Here is a 16,236-nt window from a genome sequence, read left to right on the forward strand (position 1 = left end):
GTCATCGCAAAGTGCCTGATGGAAGCGGATCGGCCTTACGCCACGCTGGAATGGCTTCCGAAAGCACGCGCCACGAAGAGCGCAGAAAGATCATAGCGATGATCGCCCCGATGGCGATGTCAGGCCATGCCGAACCTGTTACACCCACCAAACCCGCTGCGATCAAGACACCGATATTCGACGCAACGTCATTGCGCGAACATTCAAAAGTGCTGGACATATTCACGTTGGCGCCCCGGAAGCGCCACAGCATCGCCAGACATGCGAGATTGGCGACAAGCGCAGCGGAACCAAATGCCAGCATCAGTGACGACGAGGGCGGCACGCCATTGACGATCTTGTCAGCTAGTTCCGCAATCACCGCTGCACCGAATAGCAGAATGATGCCGCCCTTTACGATCGCGGCACCGGCCTCCCATTTTGCGCCTTTATGAAGCGCATAAATGCTAAGAGCGTACACAAAGGCATCACCCAGCATATCGACAGAATCTGCCATTAGCGCTGATGAGCGCGCGATCACGCCACCACCAAACTCGGCGAAAAACATCGCGAGATTAATCATCATGACGACCACAAGGACGCGACGCTGCTCTTTCTTGGCGGCGAGTATCGCCAAGGTGTCGCCTTTCTTCGAGCAGCAATGATCCGCCATTTGTCCGGTCCGATTCGTCAGGTTGGACCTGTCCTATGCACCCTGAAGTGGCTATAGGGTCAATACATGAAAATCGGTGATCTAGCGAAACTGACGGACACCCGCGTCGAGACGATCCGCTATTATGAGAAGGAGGGGCTGCTGCCCGCCCCCTCTCGCAACAGTGGGAATTATCGCGTTTACGAACTCCAACACCTGAACCGGCTGTCATTCATTCGCCGCTCGCGCGATCTTGGTTTCACCCTGGAACAGGTGCGCAAACTGCTTAAACTCGCTGACAATCAGGATGCCTCATGCTCAGAGGTTGATGCGATCGCGACCGAGCATATCATCGAGATCGATCGAAAGATAAGCGATCTGACACTGCTGAGGGACCAGCTCTTGCTTAGCGTGGATTGCTGCCAAAGCGACACTATCGCCGATTGCAAAATAATCGAATCTTTGGCGCCGTTTAAAAACCACTGACCGATAAACTCAACAGCGCTGATGCCTTCCTCGCGAACCTATCATCGCCAGTCAGAGCCATCCCAGCATCAATCGTTGGAGTTTGAACGTGATCGTAGGAACCAGACCCCGATTTCGACAAATCCTTGCTGAAGTTTGGAAGCCCCTGACAGTGCTTTTCGCCTGGGACGTTTTGGTCACGGCTTTCCACTTCTACACGCCGTTTTCAGAACCTCCGCTGCCCACGACTCTGTTTGGGACCGCCCTCGCCCTCTTCCTCGGTTTCAGGACCAACGCTGCTTATGCGCGCTGGTGGGAAGCACGATCTCTGTGGGGCGCCCTCATCAACGCATCGCGGAGCCTCGCACGGGCGTCCAAAAGCTTCATGGCTCCCGACAGGCGGGCCAATGTCGCGGTGGATGATATCGTCCTTCGTCAGATTGCAATTGCCCATGCCCTTCGCTGTCAATTGCGAGGCCAAGATCCAATGCCGGAAATCGAGCGACTAATCGGCACCGAAACAGCAGCAACGATCGCAGCGAAGGCAAATCGGGCGAACGGATTGGCGGAAGAGATATCCGCCCTTGTTGCAGACGCACACCTCAGCGGAAGGATCGACACGATACAGCAAGCGACCCTCGAACGGCTGCTGATCGACATCTCGAACGCCCAGGGCGGGATGGAGCGGATAAAAAACACTCCCCTACCGAACGGCTTTCGCTTCTTCCCGAACCTTTTCACCCGCGTTTTCTGCGTGCTGGTTCCTATCGCACTGGTGGAATCCCTGGGTATATACACGCCCTTGGGATCGACATTGATCGGCCTGATATTCCTCGCTGCATTGAGCATCGGCGAAGACCTGACCGACCCCTTCGCAAATTCCGTCCACGACGTCCCATTGAGCGCAATGTGCCGGACCATCGAAATCGATCTTCTGCAATCACTCAACCGGGAAGCCCCGCCAAAACTTGAGCCGGTTCACGGCACCCTCTGGTGAGACTGCGATGGCGCTCTAGCTATCGCGACCTTGGCGGGCGATCTGGTGGGTGGTCCCCCCGCTCCCTCATCTGCTTCAAGCGAGATTGAGCATCTTTCAATACGCGGTCGGGGACAGTCTCAACCGACGGTCGGTCTTTCAGGAACGCACGCAAGTCCTTTGCCAGCTCCCTGTCACTAGCATCCCTGCTATTGTCCAAGCGATCTGCTGCCCGCTCGTATTCCTGCCGGGTGCTATCCCACCGTTCCTTTGCCCGCGTTACGAAGACAGGCGGCTGCGCCTTTCCGCTCGCGACCTGAAGCGCTTCACGGGCCTGCCGCAAGTCAGCTTCGGTAGGCTGGTGCGACACCCCACGCCTGATCTTCTCCCGCATCTGGGCAAGCGCCATGCTGGTGCCGGCCCTGCCCTGCCCCCGCGTCCAGCGTGGCGTTGCCTCGCATTCCACTCCGCGGCTGCGTAGTTCTTCGGCAAAAGCCTCTCTGAAATTGAACAGGTCTTCGCGACGCGGATCGAAACGCTTACCATTCAGCCCCTCAGCCTGGACGGTAAGATGAACATGAGGCCTGGGCGTGTCGGTGTGCAAGGCCATCACATAATCATGATTGTCGCCAATCATGCGATCGGCGGCAGCGCGCACAGCCTGACGGACGGTATCGGGATTGGTCCCCTGGGGCATGGAGAAGACCATGGCCACGCCGGAAACTGTTGCCCTTTCCCGCCAGTAGAGGGCGTCCGACCACTCTTGCGCTATCTGCTGAACCTCACTCTTGTCCGAAATGAGTTCGCCATCGCGCGTCTCAATCGCAATCTCGCCATTGCGACCGATGTAGCTCAGATGAGCGCCTAGATGCTCTGCGCCCTTTTTCCGACCTGTTACCTTGACCAGAACCTCCGGAGATTTGCGGACCACTCTCGCCAGCACGGCACGGGAGTCCTCGCGCGGCGCATGGGCATATGGGACCGGACGAAACGGACCAGTCTGGTTGAGAAGATGCTTGGCATATTTGATATTGGGGTCGCCCGATACGCGCGGTCGGAACATGGGCTTCAGCACGCCCCACAGCTCATCCTCTCGCTCGCCGAATGGCATCAGTCCGCCACCTTCCAGAACCCTAGATCGCCACGCAGCGCATCGCCGAGCGCGGCAATCTGCTCATTAATGTCCTCGCGCATCTCGGTGATCCGCCGCAGCTCCCGTTCGATCTGAAGGCCGCTGTCCGCCATCATCGCGGCGTTGCCAGCCCGCATGGCCTGATTGAGGTTTCGACCGATCCGTTGAAGCTGAAGACGAACCGGCGCGAGACTGTCCCGCAGGCCGTCATCTACATTGCCCTTCAGGCCGATATGGCGACGCATCAGCGCCTTTACCCACCCGGCCCTGTCCGTCCCCCGCTCAGCGGCTCGCGCGTCAAGAACAGCAAGTTCAGCCTCGGTGACGCGAAACGATATGCGATTGGTCGATGGCTCCGTGCGGGCTTGAACCTTCGGGGCATCGCCTGCTTGCCGCATTGCCTGATCCAGCAGGGATCGCAGGAGCGCGCTGCGCCCTCCCCTGCCCTCCGCAAGTGCATCGAAAGCGTCGAGCGTGGCCCGATCGAGACGGACCGTCATGCTGGTTTTGCCATCGGTGGAGGTTGTCGTGGTTGCCATCATCGTCCTCGTCTGCAAGGCTACTGTAAGACAATGGCAACCACAACCCCTATCCTGCCCTCAAACAACCTCCACAAAATGGCACTCGAATCTGTGGCTCGGGCCACAGTCTCCAATCATCTTTCAAAAGAGAAAACGCGGAAAAGAATGCGGTGCCGGGCTAGTTCGTAAACCGGACCATCCGTGGCTGCTCTTCGCCGTCGAAATGCACAAGCGCTTCGATCAAACGGCCCCGCTTGCCATCGACGTGGATCAGATGGCCCTCATCTCGCGGCTGAGCCATTGGCGCTTCCCGATGGTCCTCTGTCGCGCCCGACGAACGCGGGGCGACCGGCAAAACACTGGTCTCTTGCAATTTTGAGGCTGAACCGTCGTCGGCCCCCGCGACCGACCCGGACCCTCCCCGCAAGAAGGCCTCGCAACCCGCCACCGTTAGCGTGCCCGAGGGCGCTCGATCCAGGTACGCCCTTACGGCGGCCTCATCCCGTGCCGCCGCCTTCATCAAGGCCACGGCACCGCGGACAGGCAAATCATCCAATCGGTCAGCGATGAAGTCGGGGGCAGAAGACAATGCGTGTAAGCGTGAAAGACGCGCGCGTTCACGCCCTGTAGCACGCGCCAAATCCGCAATGCTCTGGCCCGACGCTACCTGCGCGGCGACGAAAGCAACCATGTCGCGAACGGAAAGCTGCTCACGCTGATCGTTCTCTATAAACTGATCGATCCGTACCTGCGCGGGATCGCCATGCTCGCGAATGATGGCGCGCACGTCGCGGCCGATCTGCATGCACGCGCGCCAGCGCCGCTCGCCAAATTGGATTTTATAGCGATCATCTTCATCCGCAGGATCGACAATGATCGGTTGCAGTTGACCGCGCGCACCGATGGTTTCGGCCAAGGCGTCGATCTCGCTCTGATCGATGGCGCGACGAACATTGTCAGGATCGGGATACACTCGACGCGGGTCCAGCGTCAGCACCCTACCCTGCTGTGCTACCTCATCCTTAGCGGCGAAAATATCGAAGTCCCCGAAATCCATCAGGCCTCGATCCTTTGCATCGCTTCATCGAGAAATGCGCGCATGGCGGGCAGCGATGATCGAACGTCCTTCTCAAAGCGCCACACTGGCACCCCGGCTTGTACAGCCTGGCTGTAATGCGCTCGGTCCGGCAGGTGAGCCGAAAATAGGTTTCGCCCTATCTTGGCCTTCAGTTCTTCCAGCATCGCAAGCTGGTTGCGATCGTTCGCCTTCACTCTGTTTGCGACCAGCCCGGCTATGCGAATGGGATGTCGCCGCCCACGTTGATTGACTGTCTGAATCGAGTTGGAGAGTTGCTTGGTGGAATCCGGGCCGAACGGTCCAAGCTCAACAGGCACGATTAAATCGTCGCACACCATCAGCGCCGCGAAATTGATCCAGCTCCAAGCGGGCGGAGTGTCGATCACACAATAGTCGTGGAACTCCGCCAGCTTCGGAAAATTCGCGCGGAAGGCGCTCAAAGCCTTCCCGAAATCCGCGTCAAATTCCCCGGTCATCCTGTTGGAGTATATGCCGCGCTGGCGACCTGCAGGGGCAACGAAACCTTCCTCGAAGAGCTGCTTGCAGGAACCATGGCTCTCGAAGTCGCGTAGGGCCGTGGAGGCATTGCACTGGCGGTCGAGGTCAAGCACCAGAACGCGGTGGCCGGCGTCCGCCAGATGCCATGCCAGATGGCAGGCAATGGTTGTCTTCCCTGCCCCGCCCTTTTCGATGTTGACCGCGATCGTTTTCACCGTCGATCATCCCACCAGTTGCGGCGAGAGAACCACCAAGTTTCCTCATCCTCGTTTCGGATGCGGTTCCGGGTCGCGTTATCCTTCGCGCTGAGGATCATCAGCACTATGATGACAAGGAATATGAGACCGGCTTGCGCTATGCCGCTCATGTCGCTGCACCTCCGCTTCTACTTTTTGTCGATCATGTCCCTAAACTCCGCGAGCGCTTGCCAATATGCGCGATGCCCGCGCTCGTTGCTGAACTCGATAAACCAGTCCAAAATTTCCTTCGGTCCCTTGATATAGACCGTGCTTTGGGGGGCGGGTTGCCGGCGCCGACGGACAACAGGTCCAGCCTCTTCCGCCTCCCCTGCCCCACGATCGACAAAGCCCAATTTTGCGCCTCGCTCGATCGCCGCCTGTTCGCGAACCGGATCGAGCGGCAACGGCGTCCTGGTGATGCCGGACAGGTCAAGCCGGCCCTCATCTTCGGGCGCTTCGGCGGGAGCCTTCGGCCCCGCCTTCTTTCCAAAGCCATAGCCGGAACTCACTTCTGCATCTCCGACTGAACCGCTTCGACAACGGCACGGGCCACCTCATGGGCATTCTTCTTTGCGCCTGCCAATCCTGAAGTCTGGCTATCGTCCAGTTCCTCCAGTGTCGCCGCGAAATCGAAAATGTCGCGGTAGGCCGCGCGCTCAACGAGACCAACGGGCAGCAAAGGTAATTCCGCTTCGTTGATAGCCGCCGTGATCCGCTGCGAACTTTTGGTCTGGATCGCCGCATTGTCTCGGCTCCTCACCAACCTAAATGGGATTCGGCGACCTAGAGCCTCCTGTTCTTCTAGAACCAGGGCAACCGCATTTGCGGCCAGTTCCGCGTCGATCGGCGAGAGATTGAACGGGATCAGCACAAGATGCGACCGCGCGAGAGCGCGTGACGTCATGCGCGAGGCCGTTCCTTCAAGATCGATGAGTACAAAATCATGCGACTGTGTGAGCTGGTCGACCAGCTTCATCAGGTCGGACTCCTTCGGCCCGGCAATAATCTCGAATGGTAGCGCCTTGTCCTGCTCCGTCCGCTTCCTGCCCCAGCCCGCGATGATCGCGTTCGGATCTGCGTCTATGACAGCGACCGAAGCACCGCTCCGGGCCAGCTCGCTCGCCAAGACGAATGTCAGGGTCGTCTTGCCCGCCCCGCCCTTCGGGTTCGCTACAGAAATTGCCGGCATCCGAATCTGGCCCTCTTTCATGAAATCGAAATTCAATCGATTTCCACACCAAATCCATATCGCAAGGCTATGGATGTCGAATGGCTATCGATTTGCCAATGGATATCCCAAGGCAATCGCTTTTGCAAGGCGCTCCAAATGCAGCCGATATCCATTGCCAATCGCAATGGATATCCATTTAGCAATCCTAATTACAATATAGGTCTTCTACCCCATCGCATCAGATGCCCGGAGTCTACTGGCGCGCTGTATGGCAAACGCAATTGCGATGATCGAACGGAGCGATAGATAGCCATGAGAAATCTAGGGGATATCCTTTAGGCTATCCCTTAGATTGCCGGAGAGGGGAGGGGGCCGCTATGCGGCCCCCGAAGTCTAGGCGTCCGCGTCACCGGCCTTGGCGAGAACCGCGAAGCCGTCAGCGATCAGCTCAACCGTGTATCGCTTGCCCTCCTCGGTATCGTAGGAATTCTGGCGAACCCGGCCGACGATATGAACCAGATCGCCCTTGTCGGCCTTGGCAGCACGCTCAATGTGTCGGCCAAACAACGTCACTTCGTTCCAATGGGTGTCGGTCGTCCACTCGCCGTTGTCCTGGCGGTTGTAGTTCGCCGCTACCGAAACCTTCGTCACTTTGTCATGCTCGTTGATCTTGCCGATGCGGCCGATGATGCGAAACTCAGCGATATTCTGCATGGGACGTACCTCATTCTCGATCAGGCTAATTCCTGATGGGGGCTTCAGGGGAGCGAGGCTGACGCGATCAAGATAAAAAACGGAGGGTCCGCGAAGTGGAAACCGTAGTCCTCCGGACGGTTTTTGACTTGATCGCACAAGGCAGCATCGCGGCCACACCCCATCGCAAACAGGGATTTGCCGATCGGGCAATAGGAGCAACCTGTAACAGTCGCTCGAAAGAATCATGTCGTCCGCGGCCCGTTCATCGCGCGCGACAAAAGGGGAGAGGAGGGGCACCACCGCCCAGCGCCGGCAACGATCGTCCTCCCCGTGACGAAAGCGACGCAACGTGCTATATTGTCAGTATGGCAAGTCGACTGAAACGATCTGAATCCCCGGACGCCGATCTTTGGCCGATCCTCGAAGCTGCCGCACGATATGACGACGGCGCCGCGGCTCGGTCGCATTTGGATGCTGGCCGCCCGATCTATTATGGTGAGAAGGATACGCCTCCCGGCCTGGTCGTGAAGGAATATCCTGACGGCCGCCGCGAGCTGGTCCGTTTCGATCACATGGGCGAACATCGCGTCCGCGACGCCGCGTGAAACCGCAACTATGGGTGTTTGCCGGCCCCAACGGGGCCGGAAAGTCGACGCTTGTCGATCGCTACGTCGCGCATCGCCTGCCCGTGGTAAACCCGGACAACATTGCGAAGACCTTACCTGCTGAATTGCTAGACACCCAAAGGGTGATTCATGCCGGCCGATCGGCTGTCACCGCGCGCAGAACCCTACTTGCTGAAGGCACAAGCTTCGCGATCGAGACCACATTGACTGGTCGAAGTGAACTTGACCTGATGCGGGCGGCGTCAGCCGCCGGCTACAAGGTCAACCTTGTCTATATCGGCCTGGGCGACGTGAGCTTTTCAATTGGCCGTGTCCGCAGTCGTGTTGCCAGCGGCGGTCACGACGTACCGTTGCAGGATTTGTTACGCCGATTTTCGCGCAGCTTGGGAAATCTCCCGACCGCCATGCAACTGGCCGAGCGGATCTTGCTGTTCGACAACAGCAGCAGGCGGCTTCAGCTCATTTTCTCGCGGGAGAAGGGCAGGGTGAAATACCGCTCCTCTGCCATGCCGCAATGGGTCGAGGATATCCTTTAGATATCCCTCCGCAATCTCGCATCCGATGACGCATGTGATCGCCTTCAACGCTTGAATCGACTTCTCCGCCAGCTCAACACCAGCAATTTGAAGCTGCCCAACCCGCCTGCTCCTCCTGGGGAGCATCGCGTCGCGAAGCGGCGCGTCCGACGTTTCCGGAAGCGCTGTCGTTGAGATTGTGCGTTTTGGGTTCGTTTCATCCCTTCGCCGTCAGGCGTTAGAGCGTTGGCCGACTAGGCCAACTCCGTTTCTCCCTATTATATATGAATCCATTAGCGGTTGCGGATCAGTTTGAGACTCACGCTCCTGCGCATCGATGGCAGCACCGAGACGAGCAAGGATCTTGCCCAACGGACCGTCGACAACACTTTCAGCCAATTCACGGCATGTCAGTTTGGAGCGCATATACTCGATCTCTTCGAGCCGATCGGTTTCCCGCTGAAGTTCATCGTCGGGAAGTGGGGCAGGGCGCATCCAACGTGGAAGATAGTCCATGAGCGATTTCGGCAGCAATGGCCGGTAGGCATTGGAGGTCTGCTCGTAGCGAGGGCCGGGGCCTTCTGCCTCGATCCGCTTGAACCGGCGCTGGCGTACCAGGAAACCGATCCGCTCTAGTATCCGCAGAGCGCGTGCGACCGTAGCACGCCCTAGGCTGGTGGCCTCTGCAAGATAATCATAGCTCGGGAAGACTTTGCCGTTGTTCAGGCGCGAGAGGGTAAGGATTTCCTCGAACACCCTCACGCTCGCGCTGGTCAACGTCGTCAGCAGGGCCTCGGTAGGAGACAGAACGCGGCCATTAAGTCGGGCCTCACTGCGTAGCTGGCGTCCTGCTTCAACAAGGCGTCGCGCCATGCGAAGCAGCTTGTCCGTTTCTCCCTTGGCAGGGGCCACGAAAAAGACATGCTCGAACGTGCCGGCCTCAACGCTGTCGCGCAGGACACGCGCACCAGTGGGGTGCGGCGCGCCCGATCTAGCCTTGCGCGCTGGTTGTTTGCGTTTAGAAAATGCGCCCGCGAGCGCCTCGCTTAGGGTAAACGTCCCCATTCGTCCCTCCCTGGAGAGGGCCGTCACCGGACAAAAAGATAGCGTGGCGCGAAGCGCGCATCCTTGAACCGACGATCGGAATGGAGTAGGGAGAAGGGGTAGTTGACCCGGTTCGACGTTTGGCGACGTCGCTCCACTATTCCAACGGGATGCCCGGCCTTCGTGCCGGGCTTTCCTTTATGAGGTCACAGCCTCCCCTTTCTTCCAAGCTGATCGACAGGATCATCGACTGCGAGATTTTCGCAGTATTGTCATGGAAGCGGAAGGACTTACGGTTCGTGCTATCGGGTAGGAAACGCCGTAAAAGTTCGTGCTATCGGGTAGGAATGGCTACCCGGATTCGTGCTATCGAGTAGCATTCAAGGCCGGTAATTCGTGCTATCGAATAGGAAATGCGCGGCGACACGCCGAATCGGAAACGTCCGATTCTCTCTCAATTGGCGAGCTGCTTGAGGCGGCGAGAGATGATGACGCGACTATGTTTTGCGCGCCGTCCAGCTTTCGGAGCCGCTGGATCAGCTTCAGCCTCAGTTTCGACAAGTCGCAATTGATATTCTGGAATCGTGTCAGCCGCAGCAATTGCCCGCAAGGCACTACGAAAATTGGCTAATTGGTTCTGATAGCCAATTTGTAGTCGGAATGTCGCCAAATCTATTTCAAGATCTTCGCCATCAACACAGGTCGAGCGTGCAACCTCATATATCCGCCGCTCGATCGGCCCGAGCTGGAAATATGCCGTGGCATAGTTGAGTACCTGGCGATCGTGGAGGATGGCACGAAACAGCCAATCGCAGAGCCGAACCTTCACGGCCTTCAGTCGTCGCTCGCCTTTGGTGGTTTTCGCGTATTTAAGCTGCGCCTCCGAAAGCCAGGAGAAATAGCCATCCACGCCTTCACCGCCGGCCTCGATATTCGTCTTGATCTGCGTACCCTGCAGGCGCTCCAAGGCGTCCGCCAGCCGCTCATAGGAGCGTGATGAATGGTTGCTCCCTGTCACGCTGAAAAGATCATGAGCGGTAAACACGAAGTCCTGCGACACATCCTCGCCGTCCTCCATTTTGGAGGCCATAAGGCTCGCAATATAAAGGACAATTTCCTTATCGTAGATCGTCGCGACGCCCTTTGTGCTGGGGCGGACCTCGATTGAGACGCTTGGCGTGCTGTAGGCCAGTGACTTCATCCAGGCATTCTTGCTCAGGGCGAAAAATGGAAATGCCATAAGGGATCGCTCGCCCCGAACCTCTCCGGTGAGGGGGCTATCCAACAGGAAGAGTTCGCCTTGGGGGGTGCGAGTCATTGCGGCTCCATCATACCTTATTGCCCTACGCCCTTGGGCTACTTGGATTTCTACCCGAAAGCACGAACGGGCCACGCAAAACCATCGGTTAGGCGCTCAGAGGGACCGTATCAGCCCCAAGTTCGTGCTTTCGAGTATGAATCATCTGATCGCCCTCAACCGTGCCTGCGATACGGCCCAACGTCCGATAGACGGTCGGCCGCGATATCGAAAATAGCTCGGCAAGGTCGCTGATCGAATAATCACCAGTGTCATGCATCCGGCGCAGCTCTCTTTGCTGCCGCTCGGACAGCTTGGGCTTCTTGCCACGGAGCTTGCCTTTCGAACGCGCGACAGCCATTCCCTCCCGCGTCCGCATCCTGATAAGGTCTGCTTCGAACTCCGCAAAGGTGGCCAGGATGTTGAAAAACAGCTTGCCCATCGGGTCGGAAGGGTCATGCACGCTGCTACCGAGTTGCAGCTTCACGCCACGCTCCGCCAAGCTGTCACCAATCGCTCGTGCGTCAGGGACAGAGCGGGCGAGGCGATCCAGCTTAGGAACGACGAGGGTGTCGCCGCTGCGCACAGCAGCCAACGCCTGATCGAGGCCAGGACGTGCCCTATTCGTCCCAGAAAACCCATGGTCGGTATACACCCGCTCCGGCGCGACGCCCAACCGCAGCAGCGCGTCGCGCTGCGCGGCGAGATCCTGCTTATCCGTCGAACAGCGAGCGTAGCCGATGAGGGTCTGGGTCATGGCTGCGATTTGTAACGTATAGGGGGCCTTCAATGCAAAACAAATCGGACCAGTCAAATGAGACGCACCGACACGCCGCTAGCCGACGTTTGAGAACACCGAGAATGGGTGTCCGTTGAACGATCCTCCAACGGACACCGATCCCGCTTGATACACTTCGGCTGCACAGCAACTAGCATGAGCCTCAATTATCATCGGAAATTTACGATCAATCGTTGACGTGGCGATTTACATCGGATAAAACCGATACATGGAAACCGACTCTTCTCTCGCGATATTGGCGGCCTTGGGGCACCCCACTCGTCTCGACGCCTTTCGTCTGCTCGTTCGACATGAACCTGACGGGCTATCGACGGGCCAGCTCGTAGAAGCGTCGGGGCTGACACAAAGCACGTTTTCAACACATCTCGCTGTGCTTGTGAAAGCCGGGCTGGTCCTGCCTGAGAAACGCGGGCGCCAACAAATCCAGCGCGCGAACATAAAGGCGCTGAAGGATCTCATGCTGTTTCTGGCGAAGGACTGCTGCCAGGGCCGCCCCGAGCTTTGCGAACCGCTGGTTGCCGAACTCATCTGCTGCTGAAGGATTTACCGTGACTGATAAGGTCTACAATGTGCTGTTCCTGTGTACCGGGAACAGCGCCCGATCGATCCTGGGCGAAGCCCTAATGAACAAGCTCGGCGAGGGGCGTTTCCGGGCCTACAGCGCCGGGAGCCAGCCCAAGGGCGATGTGCATCCCATGGCACTGTCCGTGCTGACCGGCCTCGGCTTTGACACTGCGGGGATGCGGTCGAAGAGTTGGGACGAATTTTCCGCGCCGGGCGCGCCGAAATTCGATTTCATCTTTACCGTATGCGACAACGCCGCCGGCGAAACTTGCCCGGTCTGGATAGGGCATCCGCTCACGGCGCATTGGGGCATCGAAGACCCGGCAGCCGTAGAGGGCGAAGGCCAGCGCGAGGCATTCCTACAGGCGCTGCGCTTCCTTCAGAACCGGATTTCGCTGTTTCTCGCCCTGCCGATCGCCAGTCTCGACGAAATGGCGATGCGCAGCAAACTCAAGGAAATTGGGCAGGCCGAAGGGGCCAGCGCCAAAGCGGGAGCCGTCAAGTGACCACCGACATCATCATCTATCACAATCCCGAATGCGGCACGTCGCGCAACGCGCTCGCCATGATCCGCAACGCGGGCACCGAACCGCATGTGATCGAATATCTCAAGACGCCACCCACACGCGCCTTGCTGGTCGAACTGATCGACCGCGCCGGCATCGCCCCGCGCGATCTCTTGCGCGAGAAGGGCACCCCCTATGCAGAGCTGGGCCTGAACGAAACGTCGCTGTCGGACGACGCGCTGGTGGACGCGATGATGGCGCATCCGATCCTCATCAACCGCCCCCTCGTTGTGTCACCGCTCGGTGTAAAACTCTGCCGTCCTTCCGAAGCGGTGCTTGATCTGCTGCCGACAGGCCAGCTCGGCGCATTCGCGAAAGAAGATGGCGAACAGGTCGTGGACGCCTCGGGCCTGCGTATCGCCTGATGCTGCCAGCAATTCTGATCTTCATCGCGACGATCGCGCTCGTCATCTGGCAACCCAAGGGCCTTGGCATTGGGTGGAGCGCCATGGTCGGGGCGGTCGTCGCGCTGCTCGCGGGCGTTGTATCGCTCTCCGACGTGCCCGTGGTCTGGGGCATTGTCTGGAACGCGACGGGCGCTTTCGTCGCGATCATCGTCATCAGCCTGCTGCTGGACGAAGCCGGGTTCTTCGAATGGGCGGCGCTCCATGTCGCGAGATGGGGCAAGGGCAATGGCCGCGTCCTGTTCGCCCTGGTCGTGCTGCTCGGCGCGGCGGTATCGTCCCTGTTCGCCAATGATGGCGCGGCCTTGATCCTGACCCCTATCGTTATCGCGATGCTGCGCGCGCTGGGTTATGGCGACAAGGCGACGCTGGCATTCGTGATGGCGGCGGGCTTCATCGCAGACACCGCCAGCCTGCCGCTTGTCGTCTCGAACCTCGTCAACATCGTGTCGGCCGACTTCTTCAAGCTCGGCTTCGGCGAATATGCGAGCGTCATGGTGCCGGTGAATCTGGCAGCAATCGCCGCCACGCTCGGCGCGCTGATGCTGTTCTTCCGTCGCGACATACCGGCAAACTATGATGTCGCCGCGCTGCGTGCGCCGCGCGCGGCGATCCGGGACGCCGCGACGTTCCGCGCAGGTTGGGTCGTCCTCCTGCTTCTTCTCGTCGGCTTCTTCTTGCTCGATCCGCTGGGCGTGCCGGTCAGCGCGGTTGCCGCTGCCGGCGCAATCCTACTGCTTGCAATCGCGGCGAGGGGGCATGTGATCGAAACCCGCAAGGTGCTGCGCGGCGCGCCGTGGCAGGTCGTCATCTTCTCGCTTGGCATGTATCTCGTGGTCTATGGTCTGCGAAATGCAGGACTGACCGACCACCTCGCCGCGCTGCTCGATCGCACCGCGCAAGGCGGGGTATGGGGTGCCGCGCTCGGGACCGGCGTGATCGCTGCCGTCCTGTCATCCGTCATGAACAACATGCCGACGGTACTGGTGGGCGCGCTGTCGATCGACGCCACGCACGCCACCGGGGCGGTGAAGGAAGCGATGATCTACGCCAATGTGATCGGCTGCGATCTTGGCCCCAAGATCACGCCCATTGGCTCGCTTGCCACCCTGCTGTGGCTTCATGTCCTGGGCCAGAAAAACATCAAGATCGGGTGGGGCTATTACTTCCGCGTGGGCGCGACGCTCACCGTTCCCATCCTGCTCATCACCCTTGCGGCGCTCGCGCTGCGTATTGGAATTGCCTGATGCCTATCCGCGACCTTCCCGATCCCGACACGCTGCCCGCGCTTGATCCGGCCTTTATCCACCACCGGGCAGCGGCAGGGCTGGGGGCGCTCGATCCCGCACCGCGCATTCTGCTGCTCTATGGCAGCCTGCGCGAACGGTCTTTCTCCCGTCTCGCGGTCGAGGAATCCGCGCGGCTTCTGCGCCTGTTCGGCGCGGAAACCCGCATTTTCGATCCATCTACACTGCCGCTGCCCGACCAGATAGCGGGTGACGATCATCCCGCCGTTCACGAACTTCGCGAACTGGCGCTGTGGTCCGAGGGCCAGGTGTGGTGCAGCCCGGAGCGACACGGTCAGATCACCGGCATTATGAAAGCGCAGATCGATCATCTGCCGCTGGAAATGAAGGGAATGCGCCCAACGCAGGGGCGCACGCTTGCGGTCATGCAGGTATCTGGCGGCTCGCAGTCGTTCAACGCCGTCAACACGCTTCGCCTGCTCGGCCGCTGGATGCGAATGTTCACCATTCCCAACCAATCATCCGTGGCGATGGCCTACAAGGAGTTTGACGAAGCAGGCCGTATGAAGCCGTCGAGCTATTATGACCGCATCGTCGACGTGATGGAGGAGCTGGTGCGCTTCACCGTCCTGATGCGCCCGCACGCGGTTCAGCTTGTCGATCGCTACTCCGAGCGCAAGCAGCTCGGGGTGCCGGTCGATCCCGCCACCGATCACTCCGCTATCGCGATCTCCGGCGGATAGTGGTCCACGGCGATGGGGGAGAGGCGAACATCGCGGCGAGAAGCCATCCAGATGCTCGCAATGGCCTTCGGAATGGCAGGCCTCCTCGTCCTGGCCTTCTGCCTCCCCTTCGCGGCGATGCTGCCTTTCATCATCGAGGCCCCTACGTCGCTCGATGAGTCTGGCGACCTCGCCATCGTCTCCGTCGAAATCGCCGCTCCCTTCGTGGCGGCCCTCACTATCGGTCTGGCCGCCCGATGTTTCATGAAGCCTGCTTTGTCCTGGGCCATCTACATGGCTGCGCCCGCCACGATCTGGATTGTCGGCATGGCTTGGGCGCTGGGGCGAAACTCAAGTTGACGCACAAGAAGAGCGCGCCCCAGATGAGGTCATGCCTAACGCATGTAGGCGCAGGTTGCTGTCAAAGCGCTACGGGTATCTCCGCCAATCGCGTGGTCCAAGCCGGGCTTTTCTGGCTGCGCTTGGTATCAAATTGCCGCGCACCGATGCCCTGCACCGCCAATCCGATAGTGTCTCGGCCGAAACGCGCGTTGATCCCGTCAAGGGCCGCCAGAAGCCCCGGCGCACGCGGGTCGGGGACGGCAAATAGATCGCCCTGCGATACACCGTCCGCGCACAAGTCCTCCAGCAAAACGCCGCATTTCGTATATGCTCGGCCATTCTCGAACATCGCCTCGGCCATGCGATTGGCAAAAGCGACAATGACGCGGGGATCGTTGGTCGCCGGCGACAGTCGCGCCGATCGCGATGCCGATGGAGAGTTGGCCTTGAACCGCGAGCCGTGTGCGAAGGCTATCATCCGGGTTGCGACGAGCTGCTGAGCGCGGATTTTCTCGGCCGCGCGCCAAGCACGGCGCGACAGCGCCTCACGCAGAGAAGATAGGTCGGTCACTGGCTGGGGGCGTTTGCGGGAGGGGGCGGAATCCTACGCCAAGCTCGCCCAGATAGCCGGCGCGAGATCTTACTTGTTGCTGCCTTCTACGGTCGCGCCAGAAAGGCGACGGCTCAGTTCTATCCGGCGATG

General features: G+C 59.5%; 21 protein-coding genes and 1 pseudogene. 10 read left to right on the forward strand and 12 right to left on the reverse strand.

The window, feature by feature from the left end:
- Nucleotide 1: 1 nt before the first annotated feature.
- Nucleotides 2–652 (reverse strand): cation transporter, encoded by a 651-nt coding sequence (locus EH199_RS19760; RefSeq protein WP_124810874.1) that lies wholly within the window; start codon nt 650–652, stop codon nt 2–4.
- Between the two features lie 66 nt (nt 653–718).
- Here EH199_RS19760 and EH199_RS19765 point away from each other — a divergent pair, with 66 nt between their 5' ends.
- The gene (locus EH199_RS19765; protein WP_124810875.1) at nt 719–1,117 is read left to right on the forward strand and encodes a helix-turn-helix domain-containing protein; all 399 of its coding nucleotides are present in this window, start codon (nt 719–721) and stop codon (nt 1,115–1,117) included.
- 88 nt (nt 1,118–1,205) lie between these two features.
- On the forward strand, nt 1,206–2,093 hold the full coding sequence (locus EH199_RS19770) for a bestrophin family protein (protein ID WP_124810876.1): 888 nt from the start codon (nt 1,206–1,208) through the stop codon (nt 2,091–2,093).
- A gap of 19 nt (nt 2,094–2,112) precedes the next feature.
- Here EH199_RS19770 and EH199_RS19775 read toward each other — a convergent pair whose 3' ends face one another.
- From EH199_RS19775 to EH199_RS19805, 7 genes are all read right to left on the reverse strand, one after another.
- A complete protein-coding gene (locus tag EH199_RS19775) occupies nt 2,113–3,183 on the reverse strand; it encodes a relaxase/mobilization nuclease domain-containing protein (protein WP_124810877.1) in 1,071 nt (356 codons plus the stop codon).
- Nucleotides 3,183–3,746 carry a hypothetical protein gene (locus EH199_RS19780; RefSeq protein WP_223806794.1) on the reverse strand — a complete coding sequence of 188 codons (564 nt, stop codon included), beginning with the start codon at nt 3,744–3,746 and terminating at the stop codon, nt 3,183–3,185. Before EH199_RS19780 ends, EH199_RS19775 begins: the two co-directional genes overlap by 1 nt.
- A gap of 157 nt (nt 3,747–3,903) precedes the next feature.
- Nucleotides 3,904–4,782 (reverse strand): ParB/RepB/Spo0J family partition protein, encoded by an 879-nt coding sequence (locus tag EH199_RS19785; RefSeq protein WP_223806795.1) that lies wholly within the window; start codon nt 4,780–4,782, stop codon nt 3,904–3,906.
- A complete protein-coding gene (locus EH199_RS19790) occupies nt 4,782–5,516 on the reverse strand; it encodes a ParA family protein (RefSeq protein ID WP_124810879.1) in 735 nt (244 codons plus the stop codon). Before EH199_RS19790 ends, EH199_RS19785 begins: the two co-directional genes overlap by 1 nt.
- Before the next feature lie 170 nt (nt 5,517–5,686).
- Nucleotides 5,687–6,049, reverse strand: coding sequence for a hypothetical protein (locus tag EH199_RS19795; RefSeq protein ID WP_124810880.1), 363 nt, complete (start codon nt 6,047–6,049; stop codon nt 5,687–5,689).
- The gene (locus tag EH199_RS19800) at nt 6,046–6,765 is read right to left on the reverse strand and encodes a ParA family protein (protein WP_223806796.1); all 720 of its coding nucleotides are present in this window, start codon (nt 6,763–6,765) and stop codon (nt 6,046–6,048) included. Before EH199_RS19800 ends, EH199_RS19795 begins: the two co-directional genes overlap by 4 nt.
- 339 nt (nt 6,766–7,104) lie before the next feature.
- Nucleotides 7,105–7,425 carry a single-stranded DNA-binding protein gene (locus EH199_RS19805; RefSeq protein WP_046764960.1) on the reverse strand — a complete coding sequence of 107 codons (321 nt, stop codon included), beginning with the start codon at nt 7,423–7,425 and terminating at the stop codon, nt 7,105–7,107.
- A gap of 347 nt (nt 7,426–7,772) precedes the next feature.
- Here EH199_RS19805 and EH199_RS19810 point away from each other — a divergent pair, with 347 nt between their 5' ends.
- Nucleotides 7,773–8,012 carry a hypothetical protein gene (locus EH199_RS19810; RefSeq protein ID WP_046764959.1) on the forward strand — a complete coding sequence of 80 codons (240 nt, stop codon included), beginning with the start codon at nt 7,773–7,775 and terminating at the stop codon, nt 8,010–8,012.
- Nucleotides 8,009–8,569 carry an AAA family ATPase gene (locus EH199_RS19815; protein WP_124810881.1) on the forward strand — a complete coding sequence of 187 codons (561 nt, stop codon included), beginning with the start codon at nt 8,009–8,011 and terminating at the stop codon, nt 8,567–8,569. The genes EH199_RS19810 and EH199_RS19815 overlap by 4 nt, the downstream gene beginning before the upstream one ends.
- Nucleotides 8,570–8,779: 210 nt before the next feature.
- Here EH199_RS19815 and EH199_RS19820 read toward each other — a convergent pair whose 3' ends face one another.
- The 3 genes from EH199_RS19820 to EH199_RS19830 all read right to left on the reverse strand — a co-directional run bounded on the left by EH199_RS19820 (nt 8,780) and on the right by EH199_RS19830 (nt 11,646).
- Complete coding sequence (locus tag EH199_RS19820) at nt 8,780–9,613, reverse strand: helix-turn-helix domain-containing protein (protein WP_124810882.1); 834 nt, start codon at nt 9,611–9,613, stop codon at nt 8,780–8,782.
- Nucleotides 9,614–10,046: 433 nt separating this feature from the next.
- Complete coding sequence (locus tag EH199_RS19825; RefSeq protein ID WP_124810883.1) at nt 10,047–10,910, reverse strand: replication initiator protein A; 864 nt, start codon at nt 10,908–10,910, stop codon at nt 10,047–10,049.
- 88 nt (nt 10,911–10,998) lie between these two features.
- On the reverse strand, nt 10,999–11,646 hold the full coding sequence (locus EH199_RS19830) for a recombinase family protein (protein ID WP_223806797.1): 648 nt from the start codon (nt 11,644–11,646) through the stop codon (nt 10,999–11,001).
- A 250-nt stretch (nt 11,647–11,896) separates the two neighbouring features.
- Here EH199_RS19830 and EH199_RS19835 point away from each other — a divergent pair, with 250 nt between their 5' ends.
- The 6 genes from EH199_RS19835 to EH199_RS19860 are packed head-to-tail and all read left to right on the forward strand — an operon-like array spanning nt 11,897 to nt 15,551.
- Nucleotides 11,897–12,226, forward strand: coding sequence for a helix-turn-helix transcriptional regulator (locus EH199_RS19835; RefSeq protein WP_124810884.1), 330 nt, complete (start codon nt 11,897–11,899; stop codon nt 12,224–12,226).
- Between the two features lie 10 nt (nt 12,227–12,236).
- Nucleotides 12,237–12,758 (forward strand): arsenate reductase ArsC, encoded by a 522-nt coding sequence (locus tag EH199_RS19840; protein ID WP_124810896.1) that lies wholly within the window; start codon nt 12,237–12,239, stop codon nt 12,756–12,758.
- Nucleotides 12,755–13,183 carry an arsenate reductase (glutaredoxin) gene (gene arsC / locus EH199_RS19845; protein WP_124810885.1) on the forward strand — a complete coding sequence of 143 codons (429 nt, stop codon included), beginning with the start codon at nt 12,755–12,757 and terminating at the stop codon, nt 13,181–13,183. The genes EH199_RS19840 and arsC overlap by 4 nt, the downstream gene beginning before the upstream one ends.
- On the forward strand, nt 13,183–14,469 hold the full coding sequence (locus EH199_RS19850) for an arsenic transporter (RefSeq protein WP_124810886.1): 1,287 nt from the start codon (nt 13,183–13,185) through the stop codon (nt 14,467–14,469). The genes arsC and EH199_RS19850 overlap by 1 nt, the downstream gene beginning before the upstream one ends.
- On the forward strand, nt 14,469–15,212 hold the full coding sequence (gene arsH, locus EH199_RS19855; RefSeq protein ID WP_124810887.1) for an arsenical resistance protein ArsH: 744 nt from the start codon (nt 14,469–14,471) through the stop codon (nt 15,210–15,212). The genes EH199_RS19850 and arsH overlap by 1 nt, the downstream gene beginning before the upstream one ends.
- A 51-nt stretch (nt 15,213–15,263) precedes the next feature.
- Nucleotides 15,264–15,551, forward strand: coding sequence for a hypothetical protein (locus EH199_RS19860; RefSeq protein ID WP_124810888.1), 288 nt, complete (start codon nt 15,264–15,266; stop codon nt 15,549–15,551).
- 61 nt (nt 15,552–15,612) lie between these two features.
- On the opposite strand, the pseudogene EH199_RS19865 reads toward EH199_RS19860, so the two are convergent.
- Nucleotides 15,613–16,113 (reverse strand): annotated as a pseudogene (locus tag EH199_RS19865) (DUF4113 domain-containing protein); the annotation flags it as partial.
- Nucleotides 16,114–16,236: the final 123 nt, after the last annotated feature.

This window comes from Novosphingobium sp. LASN5T (assembly GCF_003856955.1).
Classification (GTDB): Bacteria; Pseudomonadota; Alphaproteobacteria; order Sphingomonadales; family Sphingomonadaceae; genus Novosphingobium.